We start from the raw sequence: 12,422 nt of genomic DNA, 5'->3' as shown, positions 1-12,422 counted from the left end.
GCGCGCGGCTCACTAAACGATGGCGATCCGTGCCAGCCGTTGCACAGCGGCACGTATTTCCCCCGGCGTCAGGGCAGAAAACCCAAGCAGCCAGCCATCGCGCCGCGCCTGCGCAGTTTGGTACTGTGCCGACAACCCGGGAGTGACTACGCCAAGCCGCTGTGCCTGGTGGCTAAGCCCTGCTTCCTGGCCGGGCGGCAGCCAGACGCTGAGCTGCAGTCCGCCGCTGGCCTGCTGTGGGGAGGCGAAATGGCCCAGCTTGTCTTGTACCTCGGTCAGCAACACGTCGCGGCGGCTGCGGTACAGTTGACGCATATAGCGAATATGGGCGGCAAAATGCCCTTGGAGGATAAACTCGGCGGTGACCGCCTGCATCAGCTGAGCGCTGTGGCCGTCATACACCGTACGAGCGGTGACAAAAGGGACGGTCAGCGCAGGCGGAGCTATCAAATACGCCAGACGCAGCGAAGGAAATAGCGCCTTGGAGAAAGTGCCGATATACAGAACCTTGCCTCGGCGGTCCAATCCCTGCAGCGCAGGCATCGGCAGGCCGTCATAATGGAACTCGCTGTCGTAATCATCTTCAATAATCCATGCCTGACGGCGCTCCGCGATTGCGAGCAGCTGCAGCCTGCGGGCGAGACTCAGCGCGCCGCCAGTGGGATATTGATGCGAAGGCGTCAGGTAGATCAAGCGCGGATCGGGCAGCGATGGCTTGGGTTGCATGCCGGCCTCATCCACCTTGACCGCCACCAACTCAGCGCCGACGCTGACGAAAGCGTTTCTCGCGCCGGCGTAGCCCGGCTCTTCCATCCATACCCGATCGCCGTTGTCCAATAACAGCGTGGCGATCATCTGCAGAGCCTGTTGCGAGCTGGTCAGTACGATGACCTGTTGCGCGTCGCAGCGCACGCCGCGCGTTTGGCTGACGTGAGCGGCGATGGCTTCGCGCAGCGGCGGATAGCCCTGGGGATCGCCATAGCGCAACAGGCTTTCTCCCTGTTGATGCAAGCGCTGGGAGGTCAGCTGTTTCCACAACTTGAGGGGAAAGGCGCGCAGTTCCGGCGAACCGGCGGCAAAAGGCAGCGGGCGCTGCGGATCCTGGCATCCGCCGGTATGTACGATTTGCTGTCCCCGCGATGAAAGCCTGGGCATGGTGCTGTCTTTACCGGGCACCGACGCTTTGACGATATTGATAGCCACGAAGGTTCCCTGGCCGACCCGACGCTGCAGATACCCTTCAGCTTCCAACTGGGTATAGGCCGCTTCGGCAGTGACGCGCGAGATGCCCAAATCGCCCGCCAGAACTCGACTGGACGGTAGCCGCTGCCCACAGGAGAGCGTGCCGAGTTGGATAGCCTGCCGCAATGCGCCGCACAGGCGATCGCGCAGTGTACCGCTGTTGCGCTCCGGCTGCTGAAACAAAGCGATGAGGGTAGGAGTCATAATGGGTCTTATCTATTCTCGGTAATTGGTATTAGTGATAAGACCAAAGTCAGGCACTATTGTCATCAGTCTTGATCAACCGGAGTAAGCACTATGGCAGTAGATTCGTTGGTTTTGGCCTTTCCCCCGGCGGCGCCGGGCGAGAGCCTGGATTATCTGGCGGCCAAGCTGAGCCGTTACGCCGACGCCTGGGACGTGGCGGAGGATCTGCGCAACGGCGTTGAGGATATTGTGGTTATCGATACCCGATCGGCAGCGCTGTACGCCGCCGGCCATATTCCCGGCGCCCTGAGCTTCCCGCATCGGCTGATGGAGGAAGCCACGGCTGCGCGGCTGGACCGGCAGCGGGTGTACGTCACTTACTGCGACGGCATCGGCTGCAACGGCTCCACCAAAGGGGCCTATAAGCTGGCCACGCTGGGGTTCAGGGTCAAGGAACTGATCGGCGGGCTGGACTTTTGGCGGCGCGACGGCCATCCGGTGGCCACCGGCGAGCTGCCGGGTTCGCTGCGGGATCAGGCGGCCGCAGAAGATTGCGGCTGCGCCTGACGGCTTAAAATACCAACGTCAGCAGCACCGCCAGCACCAGAAGCAGCAGAATAACCGCCCACACCGGCTTGCTCAGCGCCTGTTGCAGCGGCTGGGGCAGGGCGGCGATCAGCGGGTTGATCAACGGCTGCGGCTCGGCGTGGGGGCCGGCGAGTGGCTGAGCCTGGCCGGCCTTGTCCAGGCGGCGGGCAAACAGCTGATGAATGGCGTCGTTAATCTGCGGATGCGTCAGGGGGACGCCGGCGCCGCAGTTGAAACGCGCCTGGCAGTAGTCGCTCAGCTGCTGTTGTTCCTGGCGGTCCGCCGGCTGTTTGAGGGAAGCCAGCAGGTTGCTCAGGGTTGGGGCGGTCTGCGTGCTGAGCGCCACCTTGACCTGCAGAAACTGGTTCAGCAGCTGGAAATGCCGCGCCGGCAGCGGATCGTTGGTTTTCACTCCCGCCAGATCAAACAGCGTTTGCCAAATCTTGGCCGGCGATTCCCCGGTGGCGGCGCTGAGTTTGGTGACCTGCTGTTGCAGGCTCTGATGCTCGGCGGGCAGCAGCGGGCGATCGCTGGTGGCGGTTTGCTGCGGCTGCGGGATGGTCAGGCCGCCGGTCTGCAGCAGATTGAGCACCTGTTGCAGCTGCGGATGGCTCAGCTGGCTCAGCACCGTATGGCCGAACCGTTGGCGGATGAAGTCGCTGACCGCCTGGCGATTATTGCCCTGAGGCAGCAGCTCGGTGAGCTGTTGCAGCAGTTGGCGGCTGGCATGGTTTTGCTGCGCCGCCGTCAGGCGATTCCGCAGCAGCTGTTCCGCCGGCTGAAAATGGCGCGCCTGCAGCTCGCTGCTGTTGTCCGCGCCGAGATCGTGGCGCAGGCTGGCCCAAATCTCCGCCGATTTGGCCGGGCTGAGCGCCATGATTTTCACGATCAGCTTTTCCAGCGTGGTGCGCTGCGCCGGGGAAAGGGGTTGATCGTCGGTGGTTGTGGTTTTAGCCGGGTTCGGAGGGCGATCGCTGGCGATCGGAGCGCCCGGTCCACTCAAAGGTTGCATTGTCACCAGTCCTTCGCTGTGTATCCCCCGCTGACGTGAGACTGGGGGTGAATAATCATCGTACCCGGCGAAAAGCGCAGGCTTGGCCAATATGATACCTGTAAATCGCCGCCATCAATACCGTCCGGCAGACATTTCTTTACAGGCAAAACGTTGCTAAACGCGCAGGCGCCGCTAAGATAAGCCCAGACCCGGATTTGAGGATGGCATGGTTAAACGGCAGCGGATTGCAAAATGGTTTTTATGCCTGGCTTGCCTGGTGGTGCTGACTTGCATGACCCAGCGCATGGCGAGCCTGCACGCGCTGCAGCAAACGCTGGGTGTGCCGGCCATCGCCGCTCAGCCCGTCGGCGGCGACTACGCCGCAGCGCAGCCCACGCCTTGTGAACTGAGCGCCAAATCCCTGTTGGCATCGCCGCCGGTGATGTTTGAAACCGCCCTGTTCGGCTTGGGGCTGCTGCTGGCGCTGTTGGCGCCGACCGTGGCCGCGCGCCTGCGCATACCTCCGCCCAGGGTCATCTCGCCCACCACCCTCAGGGTGCATCTCCGATTATGCGTCTTCCGTGAATGAGTTAATCGCCTGTCCTTTGCGGTGAATTAATCATTTATGGAGAACAAACATGTTGAATATCATCAGGTCGGCTTTTGCCTGCCTGTTTATGCTGTGGCTGCCCGCATTGCAGGCGGCGGACAGCGGCTGGCTGCAGGAACCGGCCAACGACCACGCCAAGGTGCGGCTGCGCGCCGACACCTCGCAGCCCGGCGAGACCCGCCTGCTGCTGGCGGTGGAACTGCAAAAAGGCTGGAAGACCTACTGGCGCTCCCCCGGCGAGGGCGGCATCGCGCCGGCCATCGCCTGGCAGGGCAACCCGCCGGCGGCGGTCTGGCATTGGCCGACGCCGCAGCGCTTCGAGGTTGCCGGCATTACCACTCAGGGTTATCACGATAGCGTCAGCTTGCCGATAGTGCTGCCGGGGCGGTTGTCCGGCTCGCTGGCGGGCACCCTGACGCTGTCCACCTGCAGCAACGTCTGCATTCTGACCGATTATCCGTTCAGTCTGGATCTCGCCGCGCCGAACGATCCGCAGTTTAACCACGACTTTGCGCAGGCGATGGGGCAGGTGCCGATTGCCTCGGGCCTGGCGGAAGGCGTCAAGGCCGGCTACCGGCACGGTGAACTGCAGATCGTCGCCGAACGCGCCGCCGGCTGGCGGCAGCCCGCGTTGTTCTTCGATACGCTGAACGATGCCGATCTCGGCAAACCCAGGGTTGAAGCCGATGGCGAACGCCTGCTGGCGCGGGTGCCGGTCAGCGACGGCTGGGGTGACGCGGCGCCGGACCTGCGCGGCAAAACGCTGACGCTGGTGCTCAGCGACGGCGGCATGGCGCAGCAGGTGACGCTGCCGATCGGCGAGCCGCTGGCGCCGCCCGGCGCCGGGACGTTCCCGCTGTGGCAGGCGGTGTTGATGGCGCTGGCCGGCGGGCTGATCCTGAACCTGATGCCGTGCGTGCTGCCGGTGTTGGGCATCAAGCTCGGCTCCGTCCTGCAGGTGGAGCGGCGGGATCGGCGCAGCGTGCGGCTGCAGTTCCTGGCCTCGTCGCTCGGCATCCTGGCCTCCTTTATGGCGTTGGCGCTGCTGATGACGCTGCTGCGGCTCGGCAATCATGCGCTCGGCTGGGGCATTCAGTTCCAGAATCCGTGGTTTATCGGTTTTATGGTGGTGGTCACGCTGTTGTTCAGCGCCAACCTGTTCGGCCTGTTCCATCTGCGGCTCTCTTCTTCGTTGAATACCAGCCTGGCGACGCATGACGGCCATGGCCTGAGCGGCCATTTCTGGCAGGGCGCCTTCGCCACGCTGCTGGCGACCCCATGTTCCGCGCCGTTTCTCGGCACCGCGGTGGCCTTTGCGCTGGCGGCGCCGTTGCCGGTGCTGTGGGGCATGTTCGTCGCGCTGGGCATCGGCATGAGCCTGCCGTGGTTGCTGATCGCCGCCTGGCCGGCGCTGGCGCTGCGTTTGCCGCGCCCCGGCCGCTGGATGAACGGCCTGAAGCTGGCGATGGGGCTGTTGATGCTCGCCTCGTCGCTGTGGCTGTTGAGCCTGATGACCAATCATATCGGCGTGCGGCCGACGCTGTGGTTGGGCGGGCTGGCGTTGCTCGGCCTGCTGTTGGCGGCATGGCGGCGGCATGGCGCGCGCCTGGCCGGCAAGCTGGCGGCGGGGCTGCTGGTCGTGGCGGGAATAGGGTTGCTGGCCGGAGCGCTGACCGCCGGCCAGTGGCGGCAGCCGTTGCAGGACAAGGTGCATTGGCAACCGCTGAGCGAGCGGGCCATCGAGCAGGCGTTAGCCCGGCATCAACGGGTGTTTGTCGATGTGACCGCCGACTGGTGCGTCACCTGTAAAGCCAACAAGTTTAACGTGCTGCTGCGCGATGACGTGCAGCGGGCGCTGAGCGCCGACGACGTGGTGGCCCTGCGCGGCGACTGGAGCCGGCCGTCGGCCGACATCAGCGCTTTCCTGCAGCGGCGCGGCAGCGTCGCCGTGCCTTTCAACCAAATCTATGGCCCCGGCCGCCCCGATGGCGAGGTGCTGTCCCCGCTGTTGACCCGCGCAGCCGTGTTGCAAACGCTTTCCGAAGCCAAAGGAACCGAACAATGAAAAAATTACTGGTATTGCTGATGCTGATCGTGACCCCGGTGTGGGCCGCCGCGCCTTTCACCCCGGAGCAAGAGCAGCGCATTAAAGAGATCATCCGCGAAACGCTGGTGTCCAACCCGGACATTTTGGCGCAGGCGGTCGACGCCTGGCAGCAGCAAACCGCCGGCCAGCAAATCAGCCAGGCGATCAAGCAGAACGCCAAAACGCTGTATGAGGATCCGGCCAGCCCGCGCCTGGGCGCCAGCAACGCCAAATTGACGCTGGTGACCTTCACCGATTACAACTGCCCGTACTGCAAACGCTTTGATCCGATGCTGGAAAAAATCGTCAAGCAGTATCCGGACGTGGCGCTGGTGGTGAAGCTGCTGCCGTTCAAAGGGGAAAGCTCGGTCAGCTCGGCGCGGGTGGCCCTGACCACCTGGCAGCAGCATCCGGACCAGTTCTGGCCGCTGCACCAGCGCCTGATGGCGAAAAAAGGCTTCCACGACAACGCCAGCATCGCCGCCGCGCAGCAGACCACCGGCGTGAAGGCGGTGGCGCCCAGCGAACAAAGCATGACCCAGCTGCGCACCAACATGCAGCTGGCGGAACAGCTGGGCGTGCAGGGCACCCCGGCCACGCTGATCGGCGATCGGATGCTGCCGGGCGCAGTGTCCTACGAGGAGCTGGAAACCCTGGTGAAACAGCAATTGGCGCAGGCAAAAAATGGCTAAGCTGCGGCGCTGGGGGCGCGAACTGCTGATACTGCTGCTGATGGTGTTGGCGGTGGTTTCGGTGATGGATTGGCTCAACGCGCCGCAGGCGCCGCCGGCCTTTGATGCACAGCCATTGGCGACGCTGGCCGGCGAGTCGGTTTCGCTGGCGCAGCTCAGCCGTGAACGGCCGCTGCTGGTCTACTTTTGGGCCAGCTGGTGCGGCGTGTGCCGCTTCACCACCCCGGACGTCGCCCGGCTGCAGGCGGAGGGCGGCAACGTGCTGACCGTGGCGCTGCGATCCGGCGACGACGGCCAGGTGGCGCAGTGGCTGGCGCGCAAACGGCTGGCGCTGCCGGTGGTCAACGATCCGCGCGGCGCGCTGTCGGCGCAGTGGCAGATCGGCGTCACGCCGACCTTCGTGGTGATCTCCCAGGGCAAGGTGGTGCAGAGCACCAGCGGCTGGACCAGCTATTGGGGGATGAAGCTGCGGCTGTGGTGGGCGGCCGTTTAGCCCGCCGCGTCTTGCGTTATCACCTCTTTTATCGCCCGGCACAGCCGGGCGATGCCTTCCTCGATCAGCGGCGGCGTGTTGGCGGCAAAATTCAGCCGCAGGCCGTGCGCGCCGTGCTGTTCCTGCGCATAAAAGCATTCGCCGCGCGCGAAGGTCACCCCGTGGCGCCAGGCGACCGGCATCAGCGCCGCGGTGGTCACCGTGGGCGGCAAGCTTAGCCAAACGAACAGCCCGCCCTGCGGCGTTTCGAAGCTGCACCCCGACGGCAGGTGGTCGTGCAGCGCCTTGACCATCACCGCCAGATGCTGACGGTACACTCTCCCGGCGCGGCGCAGCTGTTTGTCATAGCGGCCGACGGTGACGAAGGCGTCCAGCGCCCGCTGGATCAGGCTGGAGCTGGTGAAACTGTCGACGTGCTTCAGCCGGGCGAAACCTTGATAGTGCTCGGCATCCGCCACCAGATAGCCGATACGCATGCTCGGCAGCAGCATTTTGGAGAAGGTGCCGACGTAGATCACCGCGCCCGGCTGCGCCAGCGATCGCAGCGCCGGCAGGTGTTTGCCCTGGTAACGCAGATCGCCGACGAAGTCGTCCTCGAGGATCACCACCCCGGCGCGTTGGGCGATGGCCAGCAGGCGTCGGCGTCGGGCTTCGCTCAGGCAGCGGCCGGTCGGGTTGTGGAAATTGGGGATGGTGTAAATCAGCTTGGGCCGGTGCCGTTCCAGCAGGGCGGGCAGCAGATCCACCTGCATGCCGTGCCGATCGCTGGGAATGGTGACGATATTGATGCGGTGCAGGCGCAATAATCCCAACGCTTCGGCGTAGGTCGGTTCCTCGACGATCACCGTGTCGCCCGGCGCCAGCAGGCTCTGCACGACCAGGCTGATGGCGTGCTGCGAGCCGTTGGTGATCAACAGCTGTTCGGCCTGGGTCGGGATGCCCTGTGCGCTGAGGATCCGGCCCAGCGTATCGCGCAGCGGGTAGTAGCCGCAGTATTCGCCGTAGCTGAACGCTTCTTCCGCGTGGCGGCTGAGCACCGACAGCAGGATCCTGCGGAATTCTTCCAGCGGGAAAACCTTGGGGCTGCCGACGCCGGCGGCGAAGTTGACGATATGGTCCGGCAGCGGCGCATCGGCATAGCCGTCCAGCCGCGAGGTGAGGGTGGTGAAGCTCTCGGGCGGGAAAGGCGCATCGGAGGCCGGGCGGGCGGGGCGCGCCTGCGTCAGTGGATGCGTAACGTAGGCGCCGCTGCCGCGCCGTTGGCGCAAAAAGCCCTTGGCCGCCAGCTCTGCGTAGGCGTTATCCACCGTCAGCCGGCTGACCGCCAGTTCGCTCGCCAGCGTGCGGGTCGAAGGCAGTTTGTCGCCGTCGACGAAAACGCCGGTGAGAATGGCGCGGCGCAGCGCCTCTTCAATTTGCAGATACAGCGGAACGTCCTGCTGGCGGTCTAACGGAATATGCATGCGAAATTGGCTCGGTCATAGCGATGCTTTTTACTATACCCCAAGCCTGGCGCGCTTCAAGACAAGAAAAGTGGCCTGCATAACAACGGGGGAAAGTGGCTATGGCGGGAAAATAACGCCGCGTTAAAATCTGCGCCTGAGCGTTTTTCCGCAGTTTTCTTGAGGATGTCATGTCATTACCGTCAGGTGTTTCCGCCCGGCCGGCGTTGCCCGGCGCGCGTATTTTCCAGGGCAGCGGCCAGGGCTATGCGATCGCCATCATCAGCGCCATGTTGCTGGCCTTTACCGCCATCATCATCCGCGCGCTGACCGAATATTATCATCTGCCGACCTTCGTGCTGGCGTTCTGGCGGGCGGCGTTGGTGGCGCTGGTCTTGCTGCCGTTGCTGCTGCTGGTGAAGCCGCAGTGGGCGCGTCTGCGCCGCGAACAGCTGGCGTTCTATGCGATTTACGGCCTGCTGCTGGCGCTGTTCAACAGCCTGTGGACGCTGTCGGTGGCGCTGAACGGCGCGTCGGTGGCGACCATCCTGACCTATTGCTCGGTGGGCTTTACGGTGTTTCTCGGCTGGGTGATGTACAGCGAGCGCCTGTCGCTGCGCCAGCTGCTGGTGATCGCAATCAGCCTGGGCGGCTGCTTGCTGGTCAGCAACGGCGACAGCATGGGCAACGGCCGTTTTGATCTGTTGGGGCTGCTGGTGGGCATGCTGTCCGGCATCGGTTACACCCTGTATACCCTGGGCGGGCGAGTGGCCAGCGAGCGCGGTTACCCGGTATGGAACACCATCCTGTACGTATTCGGTTTCTCGGCGCTGTATCAGCTGCTGTTCAATGCGGCGCTGACGGCATTTCCGCTGGCGGCGTTTCACGGCATGGCGGGCGATCTGTGGTTCCTGTCGCATGGTGCGCAGGGCGTTCAGTGGAGCGGCTGGCTGCTGCTGCTGACGCTGGCGGCCGGGCCGACGCTGCTGGGGTTCGGCCTGTACAACATCAGCCTGAAAACCCTGCCGCTGGCGGTGGCCAACCTGATCCTGTCGCTGGAGCTGGTGTTCACCGCGGCGATCGCCTACTGCCTGCTGGGGGAGAGCATGAACCCGCTGCAGCTGCTCGGCAGCGCGCTGGTGATGGGCGGCGTGCTGATGCTCAGGCACAAGACGGCCGAGGCATGATGGGTTATGCCGTTTCCGCCGTCAGGCGGCGTTTGCGACTATACCGCCATCCGGCTCACTGCAGCGTAACGACAAACGGTTAAATGCGCTGGCCCAGGGCGCAGCTACAGATACGCAATGTAAACAATAGCCTGACCAGAGAAGGGGCCTGGGCGGACGTCTTCATTTGCGGTCAATATTGCTTTTAGATTGATATTTCTTTGCGTTCCGCCCGTCAGATGATAATCCACGCCTGCCCATGCGGAATTCCCATCCAAAAATAGCGTCGAATAAAAGTTTTTACTGTTATTAAAATAAACCTTACCTTCACCGAAGGTAGACTGTGAATATATTTTCACCGTTCCTGATTGGGTGCACCCGACGGTTCCATTAATGGTTCTCTCAACCCCGGAAATTTCATTTTGCGAAAGCGTGCCGAAATCTATCACTCTTGGTAGATTCACCTCGCAAGATTGGTTTTGTGGCGGTAATTTACCGCAAACAGAATGAGGCCATAAAGCCGCACCTCCAGCCAGTGATGGTGTCTGTATATAAAAAAGCCCAACGCAGCTGGCCTGACCGGGATTCACGGTGTAAGGCTGTGAGGTCCATGGAATGCCAAAGGATTGCTTCCAGGCGATCTCGACTTCTTTTGCCGTTCGAAAATTTTCAATTCGAAGGCAGTTTTTAGACTCTATGCATGAACCATACAGCCCAGGGAACCTGGTGCTATATTTTACATCCGGGCCAATAAAGCAAGACCTCCACCCATAGCAAGGATTGAGGTCGGAAGGACTCTCATCCCATGCAACCAAAGATTGGACAACTCTCAGGCCAACAAAAGAGACAGGAAGCATATAGGCACCTGCCATGGCTGGCGGAGATAATAAAAAAAGACAGTAAAACATAAATTTTCTATACATTATAATCCCTGATTTAATTTTAATATTCCCTGTTGATAACCCGCCTGTAATATGTCACAAGCTTCCGGCGCACCTTTTGTCCGCGTGAAACTTGTCGGTTCCACCGCTCAGGCTTCAATATTTGGCGGATTTCATCACACTAGCATTTAACTGGTTGACCAGCAATGACCGGCGAGCGCCTTAATTGCCAGAAAAGTCTGACCCGCATTTTTAATATATTATGAGGTTATGAATGAGCCACGATTCATATTTCAGGTTGCGGGAAACGTTGATAGCCTTCATCAGGCTGAAAAACGATATCGCGATGATGGCGGGCATCTGTAATGCCGCCACCGCGAACGACGAAATCCCTAGCCTGTTCTGACATAAAAAAATCCGGCGTCAGGGGCTGACGCCGGATTTGGGCTCATTGGCCGGATCTTTCAAGCAGGCTGAAACGATCGGCATCGGGGGGATACCCCGCCATTTAGCTTATTCGGCCTTGGCCGTTTCCGTCATGCGGCGGCGCTTACGCAGGATGCGCAGCAGCGGCGGCAGCGCCAGCACCGCCACCGCCAGCACCAGCAGCGTTTGCGCGATGCCGCTGCTCCACAGGATGCCGAACTCGCCGTTGCTGATCGACAGCGCGCGGCGCAGGTTCTGCTCCAGCATCTCGCCCAGCACGAAGCCGAGGATCAGCGGCGACATCGGGAAGTGCATTTTCCGCAGGATATAGCCGAAGACCCCTAATCCCACCATCAACAGCAGGTCGAAGGTGGTGCTGTGCACCGCGTACACGCCCACCGCCGATACCGCGGCGATCGCCGGCACCAGGAACCACAGCGGAATGGTCAGCATGCGGGTGAACAGGCCGACCAGCGGCAGGTTCATGATCAGCAGGATAACGTTGGCGATCAGCAGCGCGGCGATCAGGCCCCAGACGATGTCCGGCTGTTCGGTGAACATCGCCGGGCCGGGGGTGATGTTGTACAGCGTCAGCGCGCCCATCATCACCGCGGTGGTGCCCGAACCCGGCACGCCCAGCGTCAGCATCGGAATGAATGAGCCGCAGGCCGAGGCGTTGTTGGCCGCTTCCGGCGCCGCCACGCCGCGAATGTCGCCCTTGCCGAAGGTTTCGCTGTTGCCGCTGATTTTCTTCTCGGTCATGTAGGTCAGCGCGCTGGCGATGGTGGCGCCGGCGCCCGGCAGGATGCCGACGAAGAAGCCAATCACCGAAGAACGCAGGGTCGGGCCCACGCACTCGGCGGCCTCTTTGCGGTTGAACAGCAGGCGGCCGGTCTTGCGCACCAACTTTTGCCCGGCGCTGGTGCTTTCCAGCATCAGCAGGATCTCGCTGACCGAGAACAGCCCGATCACCACCACGATAAACTGCACGCCGTCGGACAGATGCACGCTGTCGAAGGTGAAGCGATACACGCCGGTATTGGCGTCCACCCCGACCGTCGCCAGCCCCAGGCCGATCAAGGCCGCCAGCAGCGACTTCAGCGGATTCTGGCTCATCATGCTGCCGAGACAGGCGATGGCGAATACCATCAGGGCGAAATATTCCGCCGGGCCGAAGGCCAGCGACCAGCGGGCCAGCAGCGGGGCGAACAGGATGATGCCGCCGATGGCGATCATCGAACCGATAAAGGAGCTGACCGCCGAAATGGACAGCGCCACGCCGGCGCGCCCTTGCTGCGCCATCGGGTAACCGTCCAGCGCGGTCATGATCGCCGCCGCGTCGCCTGGCACATTGAGCAGAATCGAGGAAATGCGGCCGCCGTATTCACAGCCGATATACACCGTCGCCAGCAGGATCAGCGCCGACTCGGCCGGCAGCTTGAGGGCGAACGCCAGCGGCAGCAGGATCGCCACGCCGTTGATCGGCCCCAGGCCCGGCAGCAGGCCGACGATGGTGCCGACGAAGCAGCCGATCAGGGCGATAATCAGGTTCTGCGGCACCAGCGCCACCTCGAACCCTTGGGTCAAATACATCCAGGTTTCCATCATCGCCCCCG

The 12,422-nt window shown here is 62.6% G+C and carries 12 protein-coding genes; 6 read left to right on the top strand and 6 right to left on the bottom strand.

Going from position 1 to position 12,422, the window contains the following annotated elements; all coding sequences use genetic code 11:
* Positions 1-12: 12 nt before the first annotated feature.
* Complete coding sequence (locus D7I37_RS26630) at positions 13-1,446, bottom strand: PLP-dependent aminotransferase family protein (protein ID WP_061795751.1); 1,434 nt, start codon at positions 1,444-1,446, stop codon at positions 13-15.
* A 93-nt stretch (positions 1,447-1,539) separates the two neighbouring features.
* Between D7I37_RS26630 and D7I37_RS26625 the strand changes: the two genes are divergently transcribed.
* Positions 1,540-1,995, top strand: a complete 456-nt coding sequence (locus D7I37_RS26625; RefSeq protein ID WP_095098576.1) for a rhodanese-like domain-containing protein — start codon at positions 1,540-1,542, stop codon at positions 1,993-1,995.
* A gap of 4 nt (positions 1,996-1,999) precedes the next feature.
* Here the strand turns inward: D7I37_RS26625 and flk are convergent, their stop codons facing one another.
* On the bottom strand, positions 2,000-3,028 hold the full coding sequence (gene flk / locus D7I37_RS26620) for a flagella biosynthesis regulator Flk (RefSeq protein ID WP_095098574.1): 1,029 nt from the start codon (positions 3,026-3,028) through the stop codon (positions 2,000-2,002).
* 208 nt (positions 3,029-3,236) lie between these two features.
* Between flk and D7I37_RS26615 the strand changes: the two genes are divergently transcribed.
* Genes D7I37_RS26615 through D7I37_RS26600 form a run of 4 tightly spaced genes read left to right on the top strand, consistent with a single transcriptional unit; the run spans position 3,237 to position 6,891 of the window.
* Positions 3,237-3,599, top strand: coding sequence for a copper resistance protein (locus D7I37_RS26615; RefSeq protein WP_129544720.1), 363 nt, complete (start codon positions 3,237-3,239; stop codon positions 3,597-3,599).
* A gap of 49 nt (positions 3,600-3,648) precedes the next feature.
* Positions 3,649-5,685 (top strand): protein-disulfide reductase DsbD, encoded by a 2,037-nt coding sequence (locus tag D7I37_RS26610; protein WP_129544719.1) that lies wholly within the window; start codon positions 3,649-3,651, stop codon positions 5,683-5,685.
* Positions 5,682-6,398 carry a DsbA family protein gene (locus D7I37_RS26605; RefSeq protein WP_061795756.1) on the top strand — a complete coding sequence of 239 codons (717 nt, stop codon included), beginning with the start codon at positions 5,682-5,684 and terminating at the stop codon, positions 6,396-6,398. Before D7I37_RS26610 ends, D7I37_RS26605 begins: the two co-directional genes overlap by 4 nt.
* On the top strand, positions 6,391-6,891 hold the full coding sequence (locus D7I37_RS26600) for a protein disulfide oxidoreductase (RefSeq protein WP_061795757.1): 501 nt from the start codon (positions 6,391-6,393) through the stop codon (positions 6,889-6,891). Before D7I37_RS26605 ends, D7I37_RS26600 begins: the two co-directional genes overlap by 8 nt.
* On the opposite strand, the gene D7I37_RS26595 is transcribed toward D7I37_RS26600, so the two are convergent.
* The gene (locus tag D7I37_RS26595) at positions 6,888-8,354 is read right to left on the bottom strand and encodes a PLP-dependent aminotransferase family protein (RefSeq protein ID WP_095098565.1); all 1,467 of its coding nucleotides are present in this window, start codon (positions 8,352-8,354) and stop codon (positions 6,888-6,890) included. The genes D7I37_RS26600 and D7I37_RS26595 overlap by 4 nt on opposite strands.
* Before the next feature lie 170 nt (positions 8,355-8,524).
* Between D7I37_RS26595 and D7I37_RS26590 the strand changes: the two genes are divergently transcribed.
* Positions 8,525-9,520, top strand: coding sequence for a DMT family transporter (locus D7I37_RS26590; protein WP_061795759.1), 996 nt, complete (start codon positions 8,525-8,527; stop codon positions 9,518-9,520).
* Positions 9,521-9,624: 104 nt separating this feature from the next.
* Here the strand turns inward: D7I37_RS26590 and D7I37_RS26585 are convergent, their stop codons facing one another.
* From D7I37_RS26585 to D7I37_RS26580, 3 genes are all read right to left on the bottom strand, one after another.
* Positions 9,625-10,422 (bottom strand): hypothetical protein, encoded by a 798-nt coding sequence (locus D7I37_RS26585; protein ID WP_129544718.1) that lies wholly within the window; start codon positions 10,420-10,422, stop codon positions 9,625-9,627.
* A gap of 244 nt (positions 10,423-10,666) precedes the next feature.
* A complete protein-coding gene (locus D7I37_RS27615) occupies positions 10,667-10,789 on the bottom strand; it encodes a hypothetical protein (RefSeq protein ID WP_255211545.1) in 123 nt (40 codons plus the stop codon).
* Between the two features lie 104 nt (positions 10,790-10,893).
* On the bottom strand, positions 10,894-12,411 hold the full coding sequence (locus D7I37_RS26580) for a tripartite tricarboxylate transporter permease (protein ID WP_061795966.1): 1,518 nt from the start codon (positions 12,409-12,411) through the stop codon (positions 10,894-10,896).
* Positions 12,412-12,422: the final 11 nt, after the last annotated feature.

The organism is Serratia sp. 1D1416 (genome assembly GCF_003641105.1).
Classification (GTDB): domain Bacteria; phylum Pseudomonadota; class Gammaproteobacteria; order Enterobacterales; family Enterobacteriaceae; genus Serratia; species Serratia ficaria.
The sequence above is the reverse complement of the archived record's forward strand: the minus strand, read 5'-3'. Positions and strand labels throughout refer to the sequence as shown.

Bases quoted from the DNA above. Each gene is read 5' to 3' on its own strand.
- D7I37_RS26630 (WP_061795751.1), bottom strand. From the start codon at position 1,446: ATGACTCCTACCCTCATCGCTTTGTTTCAGCAGCCGGAGCGCAACAGC.
- D7I37_RS26625 (WP_095098576.1), top strand. From the start codon at position 1,540: ATGGCAGTAGATTCGTTGGTTTTGGCCTTTCCCCCGGCGGCGCCGGGC.
- flk (WP_095098574.1), bottom strand. From the start codon at position 3,028: ATGCAACCTTTGAGTGGACCGGGCGCTCCGATCGCCAGCGATCGCCCT.
- D7I37_RS26615 (WP_129544720.1), top strand. From the start codon at position 3,237: ATGGTTAAACGGCAGCGGATTGCAAAATGGTTTTTATGCCTGGCTTGC.
- D7I37_RS26610 (WP_129544719.1), top strand. From the start codon at position 3,649: ATGTTGAATATCATCAGGTCGGCTTTTGCCTGCCTGTTTATGCTGTGG.
- D7I37_RS26605 (WP_061795756.1), top strand. From the start codon at position 5,682: ATGAAAAAATTACTGGTATTGCTGATGCTGATCGTGACCCCGGTGTGG.
- D7I37_RS26600 (WP_061795757.1), top strand. From the start codon at position 6,391: ATGGCTAAGCTGCGGCGCTGGGGGCGCGAACTGCTGATACTGCTGCTG.
- D7I37_RS26595 (WP_095098565.1), bottom strand. From the start codon at position 8,354: ATGCATATTCCGTTAGACCGCCAGCAGGACGTTCCGCTGTATCTGCAA.
- D7I37_RS26590 (WP_061795759.1), top strand. From the start codon at position 8,525: ATGTCATTACCGTCAGGTGTTTCCGCCCGGCCGGCGTTGCCCGGCGCG.
- D7I37_RS26585 (WP_129544718.1), bottom strand. From the start codon at position 10,422: ATGTATAGAAAATTTATGTTTTACTGTCTTTTTTTATTATCTCCGCCA.
- D7I37_RS27615 (WP_255211545.1), bottom strand. From the start codon at position 10,789: ATGTCAGAACAGGCTAGGGATTTCGTCGTTCGCGGTGGCGGCATTACA.
- D7I37_RS26580 (WP_061795966.1), bottom strand. From the start codon at position 12,411: ATGGAAACCTGGATGTATTTGACCCAAGGGTTCGAGGTGGCGCTGGTG.